20 protein-coding genes are annotated in these 19,550 nt (G+C 49.8%); 14 read left to right on the top strand and 6 right to left on the bottom strand.

All coding sequences use genetic code 11. The features are described 5' to 3' along the window. Positions 1 to 144 precede the first annotated feature (144 nt). Positions 145 to 585, top strand: a complete 441-nt coding sequence (locus C2M29_RS12565; protein ID WP_105190090.1) for a type II toxin-antitoxin system RatA family toxin — start codon at positions 145 to 147, stop codon at positions 583 to 585. Then, the gene (locus C2M29_RS12560; protein ID WP_105190089.1) at positions 585 to 917 is read left to right on the top strand and encodes an RnfH family protein; all 333 of its coding nucleotides are present in this window, start codon (positions 585 to 587) and stop codon (positions 915 to 917) included. Before C2M29_RS12565 ends, C2M29_RS12560 begins: the two co-directional genes overlap by 1 nt. A 65-nt stretch (positions 918 to 982) precedes the next feature. Here C2M29_RS12560 and C2M29_RS12555 read toward each other — a convergent pair whose 3' ends face one another. Then, positions 983 to 1,345: an outer membrane protein assembly factor BamE gene (locus tag C2M29_RS12555; RefSeq protein WP_105190088.1), complete on the bottom strand. Its 363-nt coding sequence runs from the start codon at positions 1,343 to 1,345 to the stop codon at positions 983 to 985. Between the two features lie 105 nt (positions 1,346 to 1,450). Here C2M29_RS12555 and C2M29_RS12550 point away from each other — a divergent pair, with 105 nt between their 5' ends. Then, positions 1,451 to 1,747: a GIY-YIG nuclease family protein gene (locus C2M29_RS12550; RefSeq protein ID WP_105190087.1), complete on the top strand. Its 297-nt coding sequence runs from the start codon at positions 1,451 to 1,453 to the stop codon at positions 1,745 to 1,747. Here the strand turns inward: C2M29_RS12550 and C2M29_RS12545 are convergent. From C2M29_RS12545 to ilvC, 3 genes are all read right to left on the bottom strand, one after another. Further along, the gene (locus C2M29_RS12545; protein ID WP_105190086.1) at positions 1,701 to 2,600 is read right to left on the bottom strand and encodes a M20/M25/M40 family metallo-hydrolase; all 900 of its coding nucleotides are present in this window, start codon (positions 2,598 to 2,600) and stop codon (positions 1,701 to 1,703) included. The two genes, C2M29_RS12550 and C2M29_RS12545, sit on opposite strands and share 47 nt — an antisense overlap. Next, on the bottom strand, positions 2,597 to 3,766 hold the full coding sequence (locus C2M29_RS12540; RefSeq protein WP_105190085.1) for a tetratricopeptide repeat protein: 1,170 nt from the start codon (positions 3,764 to 3,766) through the stop codon (positions 2,597 to 2,599). The genes C2M29_RS12545 and C2M29_RS12540 overlap by 4 nt, the downstream gene beginning before the upstream one ends. A 199-nt stretch (positions 3,767 to 3,965) precedes the next feature. Then, on the bottom strand, positions 3,966 to 5,438 hold the full coding sequence (ilvC, locus tag C2M29_RS12535; protein WP_105190084.1) for a ketol-acid reductoisomerase: 1,473 nt from the start codon (positions 5,436 to 5,438) through the stop codon (positions 3,966 to 3,968). Positions 5,439 to 5,559: 121 nt separating this feature from the next. Here ilvC and ilvY point away from each other — a divergent pair, with 121 nt between their 5' ends. The 10 genes from ilvY (at position 5,560) to C2M29_RS12490 (ending at position 16,419) form a co-directional block, all read left to right on the top strand. After that, a complete protein-coding gene (gene ilvY, locus C2M29_RS12530; protein WP_105190083.1) occupies positions 5,560 to 6,441 on the top strand; it encodes an HTH-type transcriptional activator IlvY in 882 nt (293 codons plus the stop codon). Positions 6,442 to 6,551: 110 nt separating this feature from the next. After that, the gene (locus C2M29_RS12525; protein ID WP_105190082.1) at positions 6,552 to 7,376 is read left to right on the top strand and encodes a MipA/OmpV family protein; all 825 of its coding nucleotides are present in this window, start codon (positions 6,552 to 6,554) and stop codon (positions 7,374 to 7,376) included. A gap of 10 nt (positions 7,377 to 7,386) precedes the next feature. Then, the gene (locus C2M29_RS12520) at positions 7,387 to 7,758 is read left to right on the top strand and encodes a DUF3019 domain-containing protein (protein WP_158684727.1); all 372 of its coding nucleotides are present in this window, start codon (positions 7,387 to 7,389) and stop codon (positions 7,756 to 7,758) included. A gap of 15 nt (positions 7,759 to 7,773) precedes the next feature. After that, the gene (locus tag C2M29_RS12515) at positions 7,774 to 8,466 is read left to right on the top strand and encodes a response regulator (protein ID WP_105190080.1); all 693 of its coding nucleotides are present in this window, start codon (positions 7,774 to 7,776) and stop codon (positions 8,464 to 8,466) included. Positions 8,467 to 8,471: 5 nt separating this feature from the next. Then, the gene (locus tag C2M29_RS12510) at positions 8,472 to 9,596 is read left to right on the top strand and encodes a sensor histidine kinase (protein WP_325050597.1); all 1,125 of its coding nucleotides are present in this window, start codon (positions 8,472 to 8,474) and stop codon (positions 9,594 to 9,596) included. Then, on the top strand, positions 9,509 to 9,718 hold the full coding sequence (locus tag C2M29_RS16840) for an ATP-binding protein (protein ID WP_325050605.1): 210 nt from the start codon (positions 9,509 to 9,511) through the stop codon (positions 9,716 to 9,718). The genes C2M29_RS12510 and C2M29_RS16840 overlap by 88 nt, the downstream gene beginning before the upstream one ends. A gap of 144 nt (positions 9,719 to 9,862) precedes the next feature. Continuing rightward, positions 9,863 to 11,644, top strand: coding sequence for a DUF4856 domain-containing protein (locus C2M29_RS12505; protein WP_105190079.1), 1,782 nt, complete (start codon positions 9,863 to 9,865; stop codon positions 11,642 to 11,644). Between the two features lie 126 nt (positions 11,645 to 11,770). Further along, complete coding sequence (locus tag C2M29_RS12500; protein ID WP_105190078.1) at positions 11,771 to 13,045, top strand: imelysin family protein; 1,275 nt, start codon at positions 11,771 to 11,773, stop codon at positions 13,043 to 13,045. An 8-nt stretch (positions 13,046 to 13,053) separates the two neighbouring features. Beyond that, positions 13,054 to 15,261, top strand: coding sequence for a TonB-dependent receptor family protein (locus C2M29_RS12495; protein WP_105190077.1), 2,208 nt, complete (start codon positions 13,054 to 13,056; stop codon positions 15,259 to 15,261). Positions 15,262 to 15,435: 174 nt separating this feature from the next. Beyond that, entirely contained in the window at positions 15,436 to 16,419 is a 984-nt protein-coding gene (locus tag C2M29_RS12490; protein ID WP_105190076.1) for a sterol desaturase family protein, read from the top strand. 98 nt (positions 16,420 to 16,517) lie between these two features. On the opposite strand, the gene C2M29_RS12485 is transcribed toward C2M29_RS12490, so the two are convergent. Next, positions 16,518 to 16,784, bottom strand: a complete 267-nt coding sequence (locus C2M29_RS12485; protein WP_105190075.1) for a hypothetical protein — start codon at positions 16,782 to 16,784, stop codon at positions 16,518 to 16,520. A 251-nt stretch (positions 16,785 to 17,035) separates the two neighbouring features. Then, entirely contained in the window at positions 17,036 to 18,610 is a 1,575-nt protein-coding gene (locus C2M29_RS12480) for a cation:proton antiporter family protein (RefSeq protein ID WP_105190074.1), read from the bottom strand. A gap of 196 nt (positions 18,611 to 18,806) precedes the next feature. Between C2M29_RS12480 and C2M29_RS12475 the strand changes: the two genes are divergently transcribed. Continuing rightward, complete coding sequence (locus C2M29_RS12475; protein ID WP_105190073.1) at positions 18,807 to 19,550, top strand: sporulation protein; 744 nt, start codon at positions 18,807 to 18,809, stop codon at positions 19,548 to 19,550.

Below are 19,550 nucleotides of genomic sequence, written 5' to 3'. Positions count from 1 at the left end.
TTGTATGCGCATTTACACCAGTTTTTTATTACCTGCATAGCGTCGGTTGCGGCGCCCGGTTTTTACCTTAAACGCCTGTCCTGCGAATGCCCCTTGGGGCTGGCCCTAAAGCTTGCTAGAATTGCGCTGTTGTGAGGAGAGGTTATGCCACAAATAGAAAAATCAGCGCTGGTGATGTATAGCAGCAAGGAAATGTTCGACCTAGTTAATGATGTCGATGCGTATCCTGAGTTTTTACCCCATTGCAGTGACGCCAAGGTGTTTGCTCAGCAGCAAAATCATATGCGTGCTGGATTGGAAATATCCAAGGCCGGGCTAAAAAAGTGGTTTACCACAGAGAATACACTCGACGCCGAGCACCACACCATCGCCCTGGCTTTGGTGGATGGCCCCTTTAAACACCTGCATGGTCATTGGCAGTTTAAGCCCCTAGATGAGCATGCCTGCAAGGTGAGCCTAAAATTGGAATTTGAGTTTGCCAGCAAGCTGGTGGAAATGGCGTTTGGCCGCGTCTTTAACGAGGTCGCGAAAAACATGGTGCAGGCCTTTACCCAGCGCGCCAAAGTGGTTTACGGAGAGCGTTAATGATAGAAGTTGAAGTGGTGTTTGCCTTACCCGATAAAGCAACCGTGCTTAGTGTTGAAGTGCCGAAAGGCAGCACGGCCGAAGAAGCAGTATTGAAATCGGGCATAGTGGAAAAATGCCCGGAAATTGATATGAAAAACCTAACCCTGGGCATTTGGAATCGTACCTGCAAGTTGGATACCGAGCTTAAGGCTGGGGATCGGGTTGAGATTTACCGACCGCTAATTGCCGATCCAAAAGAAGCTCGCCGTAAACGGGCCGAAAAAGCCAAAGAAGAAGGGCGTGCCAATAAAATCACCGGTGCCAAGGTGAAAAACGGAGACCCTGGCTAACTTGTAGACCAGTGACATAAAAAACGCGGCCATGGCCGCGTTTTTACATCATCCCGTTTAATTCGTTATTGTTCTAGCGGGGTATTAAAGTCTTCCGGTTGCTCGTAATCTTCCGAGCTGATGCTGGCCAGGCGATCGTTGGCAAACTTTAGCTTAAGCTGTTTGCGCTGTTCAAATTCACGACCAAGATTGAAAACATAAAGGTAATACCAGGTATCCTTGTCGAAGGCATCCTCTGCAACCGGCTTACCTAGCACGTAGAGTACCTGCTCGCGAGTCATGTCGACTCGTAATTTATCAACGTCGGATTGTTCTAGAAAGTTTCCCTGCGGAATATTGATGCGGTAGACCCAACTAGAGCATGCACTTAAACTACTGCATACAATAACGATGGCTGCTACCAGCGAAAACTGTTTAAACCACTGCATGTTCGATTATCAGTCCTTATTAGTTGTTGTTAGCATGATACCCATTCGACACCGAAGGTAAAGCGCGAAATCATAAATCAGACCCTAACCGAGGTAATTAGTTTAATGAGTTTAGATAAATCCGAGTCATGGTGGTTGTATATTGTGCAAACAAGATACGGTCACTGGTATACCGGGGTCAGCAATAATGTTGCTAAACGCCTGCAGGCGCATGAGCAGGGAAAAGGGGCTAAGAATCTAAAGGGTAAGGGGCCGCTCACCTTGGTATTCACTATGCCGGTGGGGACACGGAGCGATGCCTGTAAACTCGAAGCCGAGATTAAAAAGCGCAGCCGCGCCGGTAAGGAAAAATTTATCAATGCGCATGAAAATCACCGCACCGAGGTCCTAGCAATTCTCTAATAAAGTGCGTTAATAGCTGCAGCGTTTGCGCATAACGTTCGCCATGGATCTGTGCCGCTGTGTCACTTGGCTTGTGGTAATGCGGGTCGTCCGCAGAAGTGACAAAGATAAAGGGTAATTTTTGCTGGGCAAAAGCCCAATGGTCGCTGGCCCTTAGCCAGTCGATACGCTCGGCACTAAGACGACGATTGATGCTGCGATTGGTTCTGGCCATTTGTGTTTTTAAGGGGCTGTTATCAATATGCGCCTTAGCCATGGGGCATAAAACTTCCCGGGTATAGAAAAACAAACGGCTGTTGGCGCGAGGCATATTAAGCATATCGAGATTTATATTTAGGCGTACGGCATCATCGTTTTTGCCTTTGATGAAGTGCTTGGCCCCATGCAAGCCGTTTTCCTCAGCGTCGAAGGCGGCAAAGGTGATTTGCTCGCGCAGTGGCTGCAGTTGCTCTGCTATGTAAAGCATAGCGGCAACGCCAGAGGCGTTATCATTGGCTCCAGGGTAATAGTGACGCCCGGGTTTGCCTAAATGATCGTAATGGGCACTGATCACCACACAATTTCGTTGGCAGTCATTGCTGATAATATTGCGCCCCTGACCCTGTTGAAAAAAGCCCTGCTTAAAGGCAAATGGCTGTACCTGAGTTTTATAACCCAGTTGTTGTAACCGGGTTTGCACATAGTCCCCGGCTTGAGCACCGCTGTCGCTGCCCGCCTTGCGCCCAGCCAGGGCTTCACTGCTGAGGTAGGTTACATCCTGGTGCCATTGAGGCGCAGTGGTCGCCACGGCCGCCACGGCCAGGTGCGAAGCAAAAAGCCCCAGCACGACCAACAAGTATAAATTTACTTTCATCGATTTGTTGCGATCAGTTCCAAGCTAGCCAGTTTGCCGCGATAACGCAGCTTATCATAGTCAAATTGCGCTTTTTTGTGCGCCATTAGCAAGTATTTGCGTGTGGCCTTAATATCACCCATCAAGTAATAGGTGTGGGCCATGCCAAAATAGCTTTCATGGATACGTTCATCCAGCTCGCGCGCCTTGCGAAAATGACTCAGAGCCTGGGCATATTGTTTTTGCACCAGACTGTCGTTACCCAGAGCGATATGGTAGTAGGGGTTGCTTCTGCGCATTTGTGCCAGTTTGCGTTCTATATCCACGGCCTGGTTTTCGCGCTCGGTGAGGCGATAAAGAATCGCCAGATTCCCGAGCGCAGTGTTGTTATCCTTGTCTATATTGATGGCGTATTGATAGGCGCTTTCGGCGCGCTCAAAGTCATTGATTAGTCGATAGAGAACACCTAGATTTCCCCAGCCGCCCGAGTAGTAGGGGTCCATTTGTGTGGCGGCGAAAAAGTAGCTGTAAGCGCGTTCATAGTCCTGCTCGACTAGTGCGGCGGCGCCCTTGTTGTTATAAAACATGGCGGCGACACGCTCTTTGGTGATTTCCGTGGTTTTAAAATTGCCGTTGGAGATGTCCGGGGCAAAATCAACCAATACCTCACGCTCTGCATTGTACAATTCATAGACCTCGTTACGATGACGCGGCTGGTATAAGCGCAGGTTAATATGGCCGGTGAGCAGGTTATAACCGCGATTAAGTGCCCAATATTCCGGAATATGCACGCGTTGAAATTGCCCCTTTAAACCCAAGTGCTCGGCCATGCTAAAGGCTAAAATGGACAGGGATAAACAGTTGGCATTCAGTTGTTTATAGGTTTGCGCCGCGGTCAGGGTGGCACCGGATTGGTAGCGCACGCTTTTATCGCCATTTTCTAAAATGTGCATCATCAAGCGCTTGGTGGCACTGAGATTTGCAGAGCGGGTGGCAAAGGCGTTGTTTAACTGGGCTTTCATTGAGCTATCGAGCGCGAATATCTCTTCCAGACTTTCCACAGTTTGTGCATGGAACTGCGGGTGCTGTGCCAAGTTGTTTGGCGGTGGGGGAAGCTCTTTGACTTGTGTGCTAATGCACCCCCATAACAAAAGGAGCGGTACCATAAGGGTGATTAAGGTGCGCATACTAACCTCCACGGCTCAGGCATAGACAATACTTCGGGCCCAATCCTTGGAGCACATACTAGTCTAAGTATAGTTTAGGTTGTCGCTTAGGCCGTTGGCTAATTGTTACAAAGCATGAATGGGTGATTGATTCGTAAAGAAAAAAAGCCCAAAGCATCGACTTTGGGCGCAAGGGAGTGACGGTGGCTACCTACGTTGTTTAAACAATCTTTTTCATTGCCGACATGTAGCTTCGCAGCTTAGTGCCGACGATCTCTACCGGGTGATTACGCAAAGCTGCATTCACCTGGATCAGGGCCTGGTTATCAACACCATTGTCCGTCTGCTCGAGGCCACGGCCGATAACATCCGTGTCTATGTTGCGCATAAAGGGTTGCAGCAGCGGCAAACAGGCGTGGTTATATAAATAGCAGCCATACTCCGCGGTGTCTGAAATGGTACGATTCATCTCATAAAGCTTTTTACGGGCTATGGTATTGGCGATAAGCGGTGTTTCATGCAGCGACTCATAATAAGCCGATTCGGCTTTGATGCCCGCCGCCGTCATGGTTTCATAGGCTAATTCTACGCCCGCCTTGACCATGGCTACCATCAAAATGCCATTGTCGAAAAATTCCTGTTCACTGATGTGCACATCGCTATTTTGCTGTTGCTCAAACGCCGTTTCTGCCGTTTGCGCACGCCAGCCCAGTAGCTTGGTGTCGTTTTCGGCCCAGTCCGCCATCATGCCCTTGGAAAAGTCGCCGCTGATAATGTCATCCATATGCTTGTTATAAAGCGGGCGCATAATGGTTTTCAGGTCTTCGCTAAGGGTAAAGGCTCTTAATTTCGCCGGGTTACTGAGGCGGTCAAGCATATTAGTGACACCGCCGTGTTTAAGTGCTTCGGTGATCACCTCCCAGCCATATTGAATGAGTTTTGCCGCGTACCCGGGATCGATGCCTTTTTCCACCATTTTATCGAAACACAGCAGGGAGCCGGTTTGCAGCATGCCGCACAGTATGGTTTGTTCGCCCATCAGATCCGATTTTACCTCGGCAACAAAGGACGAAAGCAGTACGCCGGCGCGATCGCCACCAGTACCCGCGGCATAAGCCTTGGCTTGAGCCAGGCCCTTACCTTCAGGATCGTTTTCCGGATGCACGGCGATTAATGTGGGCACCCCAAAACCGCGTTTGTACTCTTCGCGCACTTCCGACCCCGGACATTTGGGAGCGACCATGATCACAGTAATATCGTCGCGGATCTGCTTGCCTTCTTCAACTATGTTAAAGCCATGGGAGTAGGCAAGGGTAGCACCTTGCTTCATCAGTGGCATAACCGCATCAACCACGGCGCTATGTTGTTTATCGGGTGTCAGGTTTAACACCAGATCCGCATCGGGGATAAGCTCTTCATAGGTGCCGACCACAAAACCATTTTCGCTTGCGTTTAGGAAAGATTGACGCTGCTCACTAATGGCCGACTCTCGCAGGGCATAGCTAACGTCTAAGCCCGAATCACGAAGGTTTAACCCCTGATTTAGGCCCTGGGCACCGCAACCGACAATGACTAGCTTTTTGCCAAGGAGTACCTGGACGCCGTCGCTAAACTCGCTGCGATCCATAAATTCACATTGCCCTAATTGTGCCAGTTGCTCGCGCAGCGGTAGGGAGTTGAAGTAATTTGCCATTGTCGATCCTCGAAAATAATAGTTCTGCTAATAGGTCTGTTATTGACTCTAGGCAAAATAGAGTATTGCGTAAAATGATATATTTGCATTATTGTGTTGCGTATATTGAAATGAGGTGGCCATGCAACATAAACAACTGCATTACTTTTTGGCGCTTGCCGAGACCCTGCACTTTGGTCGTGCCAGCGAGCGGTGTTATATCAGCGCCTCGACCCTGAGTCGTAACATCAAACAGTTAGAGCAGGAAGTGGGGTGTGAGCTGTTTGTGCGTGATAACCGTCATGTACAGTTGACTGCGGCGGGGGAGCACTTCTCTCACTATGCCAAAAACACCCTGGTGCATTGGCAGCAGTTTAAAGCAAGCTTGAACCAAGAGCAGGAAGTCGCCGGAGAGCTCAGTATTTTTTGCTCGGTCAGTGCCGCCTACAGTTTCTTGAATCCCTTGTTATCGGCACTGCGTCAGCGCCATGGTAAAATTGAGATGAAATTACATACTGGCGATCCGGCTCAGGCTCTTGAACGAGTCCTGGATCATCATGAAGATGTGGCCATCGCCGCGAAACCCGCACGTCTAGCACAGCAGTTGGCATTTTGCCGTTTAGGTTGGTCGGAGCTGGTGTTTATCGCACCAAAAATGCCCTGCGAGGTGAGCCAGCAAATTAATCAAGGAGGGACGATTGCCTGGGAACAATTGCCCTTTATTATTCCCGAGCAGGGCGAGAATCGAAGCCGGCTGATTAATTGGTGGCGAACAAGGCGAATACAGCCGCCCATTTATGCTCAGGTCAGCGGCCATGAGGCTCTGGTTTCCATGGTCAGTTTAGGCCTGGGAGTGGCCTTGATCCCGCAGGTGGTGTTAGAAAACAGCCCATTTAGTGATAAGGTACAGATAGTCAAGGTGGGTGATGCACCGGCACCTTTTGAACTTGGCCTGGTGGCCTTGCAGCGACGGCTGTCCGAGCCGGCGCTTGGCGCCTGTTGGCAGTTGGCGAAGCAATTATAAATGGCGTTTAGGTGACCAAAAGGGCGCGATTTGTTAACAATTGTTATTGCATACTGAACAAAACCTTGACTGTTGCTAGGATAGCGGCTCGTTTATTCTTGGGGAACCATATGCGTTTAGGGCTTCATACTTCCGTGTTGAGCACCGTTTTGGCTGCGTTGGGTAGCGCTGTGCATGCCAATGAGGTGCCGTTAGAGCAATGGCATCTTGGCATTAACATCGGTTACGGAGTGATGAGCAACCCGCTGCACGGAGGCGACAATGTGCACTTGTACCTGGTTCCCGATGTCGCTTATTACACCGATACCTGGTATCTCGATAATAATCAGGTGGGCTACACCTTTGTCAACCAAGACGAGCATGTGCTCAGCGCCATTACCGAGATTAACCCGGAAACGCGGTTTTTTGTCGACTGGCATCCCAGCAATGTCTTCGCGCTGCAAGCAGGAAGCTCTTCTCTGCTCGCCGACAGCCCGGCTAGAGTGAGGGTCGATGAGCTTGATACGCGCCGCTGGGCTTTCGATGCCGGTTTTGAATATCATTATTTTACCGGAATAGGGCAATTTCAGGCCAAGGCCTTGGCGGATGTCAGCGATGTGTATCGCGGCTGGCGTGCTCAAGCAAGTTGGCGTTGGGGATATCGTATCGGGCAATGGGTATTGGAGCCCAATATTGGCATCAATTACAGCAGTTCCGAGCAGAACGACTACTTCTATGGCTTAAGTCGCGAAGAAACAGGCGGTTATGGTGCCATTGTCGTTGGTAGCAGTATACAACCCTATGCTAAAATTGATGTCAGCTACCTAGTCGACGAGCATAATGCGCTGCGCATGCACTTTGGATATATCGATTATCATACCCAAGCCGAGGCCAGCCCATTGTTTAAGGACTCTTCCTCGTTGACCTTGTTTATCGGTGTGAAGCACCTTTTTTAGTATGATGAGTTTGGCGGCGACAGCAGTGATCGGCAGCGCGGTGGTTATGACCGCCATGCCTGCATACGGGGACGAGCTGTTGGAAATTTCGCCGCAATTTTGTGTGGTTGAAAACAAAGAACAAGCCTGTACAACGCAGGTTAATATTCGCTGGACTTTGCCCGAGGCCATACCGGTGTGCTTGCTTGAAAATAATCGCACCTTGGGCTGCTGGCCCGCGCAGCAACAGGGGGGGTGGCAGTATAAAGCCAAGGTTCAGTTACCAGCCATATACTCCCTCACTCACGCGCACACAGGCGAATTAGTCGTAGATACCCAGCTGGAATTGCAAACGTTACGCAGCTCGCGTCGACGCTTGCGTTCCGTATGGAGCTTTTTTTAATTCAGGAGTTGGCCCATGGCGAACATACTCTTAGTCGAAGATGACCTGGCTCTGCAAGAGCTAACCCGGGACTACTTACAACAGAATAACCTCAACGTTGAGGTGTTATCTCGTGGTGACGAGGTAATGGATTATGTGCAAAAGCATCAAGTGGATCTGATGATTTTAGACGTGATGCTACCGGGTAAAGACGGCTTTGCGGTCTGTCGCGAAGTGCGAGATAAATATTCTTTTCCTATTCTGATGTTAACCGCTAAGGGCGAAGACTTTGACCAGGTGATTGGCTTGGAACTGGGTGCCGATGACTATGTGATTAAACCGGCAGAGCCTAGAGTGCTGTTGGCGCGGATTACCGCCTTGTTGCGTCGTACCCAGGAGCAGGATAAAGCGGTGCAAAGCGTCACCTTTGGCGAGCTGAAAATCGATAAAAACAGCCGCATCGTTACCTTAAAAGACAGTGAAATTACGCTTACTTCTCATGAGTTCGAGCTGCTTTGGTTGCTTGCCAGCAATGCCGGAGAGGTGTTAAGCCGTGAATACGTGCATGAGCAAATGATCGGTCGTCAATATGATGGCCTGGATCGCACCGTGGACGTGCGTATTTCGCGGTTGCGCAAAAAGCTCGGTGACAACAGTGATAAGCCCTATAAAATCAAGACGGTTTGGGGTCAGGGTTATCTCTTCGTTAGCGATGCGTGGAGTGAATAACTAGTTTGGGCAAACTCTTTGTCAGCCTTTATTTATACATTATTGTCTCCCTGGTCATAGCGACCGGGGCCATAGAGAGGCTTTGGCCCGCCGACGAGCAATCTACCCCTTTGGCGATGGAGCTGGGCAATAACTTTAAAGCTCTGGCACAAAGCGAGCTCGGTCGTCAGTATATCAACAGTCAATACCCTATGCGTCAGCTGCAGCGTAGCGACATTGCTTTGCCGGAGCAGGTGCAAGTGCGCCTGGAACAGGCCCAGGCGGTGCATGTTTTCGATGCCGAAGAGCACCTGCTTTGGTATGTCCCCCTAGATGATGAGCAACTACTGCAAATAGGCCCGGTGGAATTGCCTAATGCTCCCGGTGAGAACTTTGTCGGCCCCTATTTGCTGGTGTTGCTGCTGGTGGGCGCTCCGGTGGGGCTTTGGAGCCTGATGCTGTGGCGCGATTTTAATAAACTCAGTGAAACCTGTGCCCAGGTGGACGGGCGCACCGACATTAATGTCAGCAATATGGGGCGCTCCTTCTTATTGCCTATCACCGATGCCTTGCAAGTGATGCAGCGGCGCATCCACAGCCTGCTCAATGCTCAACGTGAGCTCACCTCTTCCGTCTCTCATGAATTTCGTACGCCCTTGGCAAGGCTCAAGTTTGCCCTGGCCATGCTAGAGCAGGGCAGCAACGAAAAGCAGCAAAAGTATATGCAGTCGATGACCTCGGATATTACCGAGTTGGAAAATCTGGTCAGCGAAATGCTGCACTATGCGCGTTTGGATGCGCAAGGGCCAACCCTGGCACTGGAACTTGTCGACCTCAATGAATTGGTCGATAACATGGTGGAAAAACTGAACTTCGATAGCAAGGTGCGTATTGAGGTGCTGCACGAGCAGCCCAACCTCTATCGGTGTGATCCGCACTTTTTAGCCCGCGCCCTGCAGAATCTGCTCGGTAATGCTCTAAAGCACGCCCGCCATCATATTCAGGTGCGTATTTGCTCCAATGAGGAACAATGTGACGTCTATATCGAGATGATGGCGCCGGTATCGCCCCATCAAAACGGGCCGACATCTTCAAGCCCTTCATCCGTCTCGACCAAAGCCGTGCTAAAAGCACAGGTGGTTATGGCTTAGGCCTGGCCATCACTGCGAAAATTGTGCAATGGCATCACGGTCAAATTCGCGTTGACAGCAGCGCCTTAGGCGGTGCCAAGTTTGTTATGTCTTTACCGCAGTCCAAGTCAAAGTTCAGTTAGTTCCTATATCTTTAACTTATCTTCATCATAACTAATAACTTAATTTAAATAATCTAATAAATGATATTGATTGTTATTTGCGTATCGTTATAATGAGCTCCAATTACAAACAAGAATGATTATTATCTAACTTGGGATGACAACATGAACTTGCGCAAATCTCTTATTACTACCGCTGTACTTGCAGCAACCTTAGGCCTAACCGCATGTGGCGGTGGCTCAGGCTCGGATAACGACGGCGGAACTCCTCCTGTAAATAAGGCGCCTACCGACATTGCTGTTTCACCAAGCTCGGTTAATGATGACCTAGTAGGTGGCGTAGTGGGTACGCTGAGAGCAACCGATGACAGCACCTCGGGTTTAACCTTCTCTTTAGAGGCCGACGAAGCCTTGTTTGAAATCGTTGATGGCACCACATTAAAGTTAAAAGAAGGCATCGCCCTTAACTTTGAACAGCAAAGCGATGCCACAGTGACGGTCACGGTAACCGACGCCGGTGGATTAATCTTTCGTAAAGAAATCACCATCAGCGTGGCCGATATCGATGCCGAAAACGGCGTAAACATCTATGAGTTCGACTCTAAATTAGGTGCCGGTTCATCGGTTTCTTACGGCGGCCAAATTGCTCGCCACGCACTGTCGGCTGAAATTAAGCACTATATCGGTCAGTTAACCGGTGACTATGTGACCACTAATAGCCTTACTGGAGACATGGTGAAGGCACGCTTGCATGCGCTTTGGGGTGATGTTGACGGTTCATACGAGGTAGTAAAGGATGACAGCCTAAGCTTCCTTGGCGATATCGACACGGTACAACACTCATTTGCGGACATTTCATCTTCCGGCAAAGAGCTGAGCGCTAAAGTCGCTGGTAACGATCCGTCTAAAATGCACAAAGCCTGGCAGGAAGAAGGTAACTTCCAGGGTTGGAGTGACTTCGGTACACAGGCAAAAACGCCTGAAGGTTTGATTTTCCATTACTTTGATTTGTTGGCCGCCAACATCGATAAATACAATGCCGGTGAAATCCTGTTAGACCCTGCAGGCAACACCATCACTAAGCTGTATATCACAGAGTCTGGTTTAGACTTAAACCAGTTAATTCAAAAGCACACCCTGGGCGCCCTGATGTTCTCTCAAGGTACTGATGATTACCTAGAAGAAAGCATCGGCTTTAATACCGAAAATGTTGTTGATAACGTCAATGCCGATGACGGTGCCGCCTACACCACATTAGAACACCACTTCGATGAAGGTTTTGGTTACTTCGGTGCGGCGCGTAACTTCCTGGAATACAGCGACGATGAAATTGCAGGTAAAGGCGGTCGTGAGGCGTTTGCTTCAGGCTACAACGATTATTCGGGCGACACTCTAATCGACCTTAAGTCAGAATATAACTGGGGTAACTCGACCAATGCCGCCAAACGTGACCGTGGCGCCACGGTAACGACGGACTACTCGGCGGCGGCCATGAATGCCTTTATCGCCGGTCGTAAGATTATCAACGATAACGTAGGCTCTGCGCTTAGTGCCGAGCAAATGGATGCCCTAAAAGTACAGCGTGATATCGCCGTAGCCAACTGGGAAAACGCCATTGCCGCCACCGTTGTGCACTACATCAACGAAGTTCATGCCGACTTAGCCGTTGTTGCTGCGGGTGACTATACGGCAGATGACTTCGCTAACCTAGCCAAGCATTTCTCGGAAATGAAGGGTTTTGCCATGAACTTCCAGTTCAGCCCATTCTCTCCGTTCAATGCCGAGGCCAATGTCGGTAAATTTGCTGAGCTGCACAACTTACTGGGTGATATGCCAGTAATGACCGATGCTGCTGCCGTAGCGGATTATCAGTCTGACCTAATGGCGGCTCGCGACTTACTGCAAAGCATCTACGGCTTTAATGCCGATAACGTTGCTAACTGGTAAGCAATGAAACACGGCGACACGCCAAAATAGTATTTCCAAAGGTTAGTCGCGAGTTAAATCGCGCCTAGCCTTTTGTCGTTTTCAGTATCTCCCAAAAAATGGGAGTTTGGCCAAATAGGATGAACCATGACTACTGCGAATTTTCGCGTTAAAACTCTGGCATTTGCCTTGACCCTGGCCTTGGTAGGGTGTGGCGAGAGCACCTCAAGCTCACAGGGCGAAGGCTTTAATAACGGTGGCGATCAAGGGGTAATCACCAACCCGACTTCATTCGATGAAGCCGAGCTGGTTGCCAGCCTGGTCGATAACGTTATCACACCGGCTTACACCTTGTTTTATACCCAAGCGCAAGCGCAGCGCATCGCCATTGCCGATTACTGTGCCCTTGAGCAGGCGAGCATAGAAAGCAGCTCGGAGCAGGCGTTAGCGGCGATGAACACGGCGCAGAATGCCTGGCTTGATACCATGGGGGCTTGGCAGCAGGTTGAAGTGATGCAAATGGGGCCACTCCTTAGCAACAGTGGTGAGCTGCGTAACCGCATCTATTCGTGGCCGGCTATTAGCCGTTGCGGTATCGACCAGGATGTGGCCTATCATCAGGATGGGGTGATCAACCTGGACCCTAATCGTCCTTACGATATCAGTACCCGTACCGCCACTCGCCGTGGCTTGTTTGCGTTGCAACATGTGCTATTTAACACCCAGTACGATCATCACTGCAGCATCGCCAACGAGGCTTTGGCAGATTGGAACAGCCTAACCGAGCTTGAACGTAAGGTGGCCCGCTGCGAATACGCCGTTACCGCCGCAGACGATCTGATCGTTTCGGCCGAGGAATTACTTAATAAATGGCAGGGTGATAATGGCTTTGCGGCGCAGTTGAAAAGTGCTGGCGAGCCAGGCTCTCAGTTTGAAAATGCCCATGTTGCCCTGAACCGTATATCGGATGCCATGTTCTACCTGACCGAAATGGTGAAGGATAAGAAGTTGGCCGAGCCCATCGGTATTTTACCTAACTCCTGTGGTACTTCGGCCTGTGCCGAGGACGTGGAAAGCTTCGATGCGAAAAGCTCACTTGCCAATATTCAGGCCAACCTGCTGGCTTTCGAAGCCTTGTTAGTGGGTCAACAGCAAGGCCAGGAGGCCCTGGTTGGTTTTGACGATTACCTGGATGAAGAGCAGGCGACGGCCACCAAGGAGCGCATGTTGCAAGCCATTAGCGAGACCAAGGCCGCCATTGCCGCCATCGACTCGAGCCTGGCCAGCGCGCTTATCGACAATGAGCAGCAGGTGCGTGACGTGCATACCAAGGTGAAAGCCATCACCGATGAGCTGAAAAACGACTTTATCAACGAACTTGCCCTTGAGCTTCCGGCTACGTCGGCCGGCGATAACGACTAAGGAAGACCATGAATTACAGTAAATTAGCCTTAGCCGTAGGCATTGCGGCGCTGGGTTTTAACGCAGTTGCCGAAGAAAAAAAATCGCTTGAGCATATTCAGATAATCAGTCACCACGACAAGTTGCGTACCGAAGCCGGATCCGCGACTCTGATCGGCGAAGAACAACTGGAAGAGTTTGAGTTCGATGATATTCACCGCGTGCTTTCTCAGGTGCCTGGCGTCAACATTCGTGAAGAAGACGGTTTTGGTTTACGTCCGAATATCGGTTTTCGAGGCGTGACACCGGAGCGCAGTAAGAAGATCACCATTTTAGAAGACGGTGTGTTAATAGGCCCTGCACCATACTCGGCGCCGGCGGCCTACTACTTTCCGGTCACCACGCGCATGACCGCGGTGGAAGTATTCAAAGGCCCGGCGGCTATTAAATATGGCCCGCAAACCGTGGCCGGTACCCTTAACCTGGTTAGTCGTCAGGTGCCGGATTATGCCACCGGTGGCATTGATTTGGCCGTGGGCGGCGATGGCTATAACAAGGCCCATGGTTACTACGGCGACCGTCAGGGTAACTTTGGCTTTTTGGTTGAAGGGTTGCACCTGGAAAGTGATGGCTTTAAGGAGCTCGATGGCGGCGGCGACACCGGCTTTGAAAAAGACGACTTTTTGGTGAAGCTTGACTATCAGCTTGATGGCCAGCGATTCGACCAACGTTTTGAGCTCAAGCTTTCATATGCCGATGAATTGTCAGATGAAACCTATTTAGGTCTAACCGACAGCGATTATGCAAAAAATCCATACCGTCGTTATGCGGCGTCGCAACCGGCGCAAATGGATACAAAGCACACCCAGGTGATGTTTACTTACCAGCTGAGTGCACAGGACTTTGACCTGACCACCCGTGTATATCGCAACGACTATGAGCGCGCCTGGCTTAAACTTAACGGCGTTGGCAATACCAGTGCCAGTCTGTCCGATATTCTTGCCAGCCCGGAGGAGTTTGCAGAGCAGTATCAAGTGATCACTGGTGAGCGCAACTCAGTGGTGGCCGGTGAAACCACCTATTACCTAACCATGGGCACCAATGACCGCGAATACTATTCGCAGGGTATTCAGGTCGATGGTAACTGGCGTACGGCTTTGTTTGGTATGGATCACAAGGTTTCATTTGGGGTGCGTTTCCATCAGGACGAAATCGAGCGTAACCATTTTGAAGACATCTATGCCATGGTGGATGGTTTTAACACGAGAGTCGCCGATACCCGATATTTCACCACAGAGAATACCGAGTCGACCGATGCCTGGTCGGTGTACCTGGAAGATCAGGTGACCCTAGGTCAGCTTACCTTGGGCTTGGGTGTACGCGGTGAGTTAATGGACATGGAGTACCAGAACGATAAGCCGGATTTTGCCGATGACTACCAGCAAAAAACCACTCGCATCTGGCTACCGGGCGTCAGCGGTTTTTATCAGTTGAACGACAACAGTGGCTTATTATTCGGTGTGCATCAAGGCTTTGTGCCGTCGAGCCCTGCGGCGCCCGTACGTGCTGGTGAAGATGACTTTGAGAAAAGCGTTAACTACGAGTTCGGTGGCCGCTTTAACGATGGCGTGACCAGCTTTGAAGTGATTGGCTTCTTTAATGATTATTCTAATTTAATCGAAAGCTGTGGCCAGTCAAACTGTGGGTCTCAAGGCCAGCTTGATCGTGAGTTTAGCGGCGGTGAAGTGGATGTATGGGGTGTTGAGTCGCAATTGGCGCAAACCTATCCGCTGAATCTGCATCTGGATATCCCCATGAGTCTGACCTACACCTACACGCAAAGCGAATTCAAGGAAGAGCTGTTCTCCGAGTTTGTGCAGTGGGGTCATATTCGCAAGGGCGATCGTTTGCCTTATTTGCCGACGCACCAGGCTACTTTAAGCATTGGTTTGGCACATCAGGACTGGGCGCTGGATATGCTGGTTAAGTATGTCAGCGATATGCCGGAGACCGCCGGTGTCGGTTATGAGGGCTTCGACCTGGCTCTGGCAGGGGAAGAAGTTCCCGCCACGACCGTGGTGGATGTGGCCGCCCATTACGAGCTGGGTCAATATGGCCGCTTGTATGCCAAGGTTGATAATTTGTTCGATCAGGATAAGATTATCAGCCGCCGCCCGTACGGTGCTCGCCCAGGCAAGCCTCGTACCCTATCGATAGGCTACAAGTATCAGTTTTAATACCAATTCTGTTAAGTATGTGATCGGATATAGCGTAGGATAAATGATATGATCACAGGGCGGAATTTTTCTTATGTAGTATTCTACATAGAAAAATTCCAACACAGTGGGCATGATATTTAGCCCGCTAGAATGATTAGCTATTTAAGTGAATTGGTATACTTAGGAAGGGTCATGCTCGAGACAATTTGGCAAAGTGTTTTACAAACGCCCGATTATCTTTTTGATGCCAATAAACGCATTTTTATTGGTTATATCATCATGGCCCTGCTATTAGCCCTGTTTGTTTATGCCGGGCGCAAAGGCAAAGCCTCGCCACGAGGTTTTTTGCGCTACGTGTTTGCAAAAAAAATCTGGTGGGCCCCCAGTGCCCGCCAAGACTACCAACTCTGGATTTACAACCGTATCCTCAAGGCGCTGCTTTTTGCCCCTGTGGTTCTGACCATGGTGCCGATAGCACTTGGAACAACCGAGGTGCTCGAGGCCGTATTTGGCCAACATAAGCCCTTGGCGCTAAGCGAGACAAGTGTGGTGGTCATCTTTACCATCTTGTTGTTTTTAGCCGATGATTTCTCTCGTTTTATTCTTCATTATGCGTTGCATAAAATTCCGTTTTTATGGCACTACCACAAGGTCCATCATTCCGCCAAGGTGCTGACGCCTTTTACCATTTATCGCTCCCATCCGCTGGAAAGCTACCTCTATGCCTGTCGTATGGCCTTATCACAGGGCCTAGTGGTAGGGCTGTGTTATTACCTCTTCGGTAACACCCTGTCGATGTTCGATATCTTGGGCGCCAATATCTTCGTTTTTGCCTTTAATGCCATGGGCTCTAATTTACGTCACTCCCATGTGTGGTTGAGTTGGGGCAAGGGCGTTGAAAAGTGGTTTATCAGCCCGGCCCAACACCAGATCCATCACAGTGACAATCCGGCACATTTTGACACTAACCTGGGGTCTGCTTTGGCAATTTGGGACAGGCTGTTTGGCACCCTGATCCGCGCCGATGAGGTGGGTAAAATCACTATTGGCGTCGGTCAGTACGATGCCGGACACAATTCTATTTGGGCTATTTACAGCAAACCTGTTGTCGACTCATTTGCCACTTTAGTGCCGCGACGCTTTAAAAGTCGGGCACAAAAACAGCCTGAATCTTAACCGGCTTAACCTCAGGGTGTAATAATAGAGAGTGGGGAAAAATAGGCTGGCGACGGGCATTGCCAGCCTATTAAATGAGGGAGTAGGCCCTCACTAAACTAGTGGTATGTTTTGGCTTTGGCAAAGCCCAATTCTTTGAGCTGACTTATCAACCCGGGATCGTCCAAACGCTCCGGTGTGCTGTTGGCGCGCATCGCATGATCTTTTGGCACCTGATAAACATCCAGCATCTTTTGGAATAACACATAACGTAAGTACTGAGGTGTTACTCCCGCATCTTGAATGGAATCAAGCTGCAATTGCACTTCTTGTAATTGTTGTGCATCTCGGTCTTGCAATGTCGTCATCTTTTTGTTGATGGACATACTACCTCCTACCTACGTGCTGCGCAAAAATCGTCCTCAATGCTGGCGTAAGCGAACACAAATTTGTGTTAAAAATAGAGACTTACATCAGCGTAAGAATTAAGTGTACTCCTTTTTTCGCTGCTATGACCAGTTGCCGTGTAAAGCTTTGTAAATAGCCAGGAAGAAGGCCTGGCTTTATGTCGTGGGGGAGGGGAAATCAGGTGATAACACAAAGACTTGCGTTATCACCCAAAGAGTGTGGAATGAGCCTAGCTGAGGGCGATTTTGGCCTTCACGTGTTCGGCGAAACCGCTACCGGCTTCCAAATAGAAGTTGTAGGTAGAGTCCACACCCAGCTCTCGCAATTCTTTTTGTTGGTCTGGGTAATTGGCGATGGCGGTCACCTGACCTTTATAACCGGAGGCCTTGAGCTGCTGTAGCGCCAGAATATTTTGGTTGTGTTTGGGCATGGCCAACATAACCATTTCTACCTGCGAGTGGTTCAGCCGTTGCCAAAAATCCGGATCCGTGGCATCGGCGGTTAAAGCGCGGCGTCCGCGCTTAACATGGCGAGCAACCACTTCCGGTTTGATATCGATACCGGCCACCGCATCAGGAAAGCTTGCGGCTATGGTTTCATAGGCACCGGTGCCTATGCGGCCCATGCCGAAGATAACGATACGGGTGTTGTGTAGATTGACCGGCAATTCTTCCTCTAAGCGAGTATCGCTTTCAAAACGCAGCAGCCAGTCTTCCATACGCACATAAAGTTCGTTGGCGCGCGCATTAAGCGGTGAGGCGATAATGAAGGTGACGGCCACCGCCGTGGCTACGACCGCCAACCATTGTGAAGACACCCAGCCGCTGCTGGCGGCAACCGCACAGACAATAAGGCCAAATTCGCTGTAGTTAGCAAGGGTAAAGGCGCTGAGTAATGAGGTACGAGCGCGAAGACGCACCGAGTTGGTCAATGCGTAATAGAGCATCACCTTTACGCCCAGTACCGACACAATCAGCAGGGCCGCGACTACCGCACTAAAGGTTAGTTCGGCATTTAAGCCTATGGTCAAGAAAAAGCCAACCAAGAGGATATCTTTAAAGCTTAATAAGGACTTGGCCAGTTCACCGGCCTTTTTATGGCTGGCAAACATCATGCCCAGAATAAGGGCGCCGAGATCCCCTTTAATCCCCGCAAACTCAAAGGCCTGGTAACCGGCTACCAGGGCGAAGAAAAACCCGAACAGGGGCAGCAATTCGCCGTGCTTAGAGCGGTTGAGGATCCAGAACATGGCCGGGCGAAACAGTGGCAATAAGACCAGCAAGGCCAAAGCCCAGTAGTTGGGCATTTTGCCAGTACTGGCGACTAAAAACAGCACCGCAAAGATATCCTGCATAACCAGAATACCGATGGAAATTTTGCCGTGTAGGCTGGCCATTTCACCGCGGTCTTCTAATACCTTAACGGCAAAAACCGTGCTTGAAAAACTAAAGGCAAAACCCAGTAATAAGGCGGTTTGCCAATTTAACTCCACGAACAAGGGCAGAGCAAAGACACCAAGCAGCAATAACAAACCGCCAAATAGCGCCGTACTTAAAACGATATGCGCCGTTGCCGGGACCCAGACCTGCACCTTCATTAAACTGGATACCTTCAGTTTCAGGCCGATACTAAAGAGCAGCAGGGTGATCCCCAATTCAGCAATGCTATTTAACAGCTCCGTGGTTTTATAGCCGGCGAAATGCAAGACAAAACCAGCAATTAAAAAGCCCACCATAGGCGGAAGTTTTACTTGGTAGGCGGCGAAACCGCAGACAAATGCAATGGCAAAAAAGATGAGTTCCATAGATTTCTTTTTATAGTCGATATGCTCACAGTGTAGCGAAAGCCTGGCTTGATGAAAATACGTTACCTTAGAGTTCAATGACTAAGCTCATAGCGGGTAAAAATTTCCATTATTTGTCGTTAACCTAAAGTTTTCACTGACAAGGCTGTAAAAATGTGGTTAAGATGCGAAAAAGGATCTTCAAACAGGAGTAGTTATGTTTAAAAAAATCCTGGCTTCAGTTGGCATTGGTGCGGCGAAAGTAGATACAGTGCTGCAAACCGAGCATTTGCACCCTGGACAAAAATTTCACGCCGAAATCATTATTAAAGGCGGCGATGTCGAGCAAGATATTTCCGGTCTGGAATTGGCATTAATGACCCGAGTTAAGGTAGAGGCGGATGACGGCGCTTATTTTGCCAATCATATTATCGACAAGTGGCGGGTGAGTGAAAAGCTGACATTACAACCGGGTGAGGAGCATCGTATTCCGTTTGAAGCGAGACTGCATTCGGAAACGCCGATCACCGAGTTTAGTGCCGGTTATAACCAGACTCAGGTTTGGATTCAAACCGGTTTGAATATCGATTTGGCGCTTGATGCCAGTGACCGTGATGTGTTGCACATCTACCCTAATGAGGCGGTTAAAGCCTGTATGCAGGCCATGGATAAGCTAGGCTTCTCCTTGGTGAAAGCGGATGTGGAAAAGGGTTATTTGCGTGCACCCAGCTTCCAGTCAACCTCTGGTTGTTATCAGGAACTGGAGTATCGCCCGGGGAATCGTGGCATGTTCGGTATTCAGGAAGTGGAGCTCTCTTTCGTACCTGAGGCCCATAAAACCCATGTGCTTATCGAACTGGATCGCGCGTTTCGTGCCGACGGTTACATCGACCTAACCATAGAACATGATCATGTAAACCTATCGCAGATTTGCGACCAGCTTGAGCGCTTAATTCACTGA

Source organism: Pseudoalteromonas sp. T1lg48, assembly GCF_002964785.1.
GTDB lineage: Bacteria > Pseudomonadota > Gammaproteobacteria > Enterobacterales > Alteromonadaceae > Pseudoalteromonas.
The sequence above is the reverse complement of the archived record's forward strand: the minus strand, read 5'-3'. Positions and strand labels throughout refer to the sequence as shown.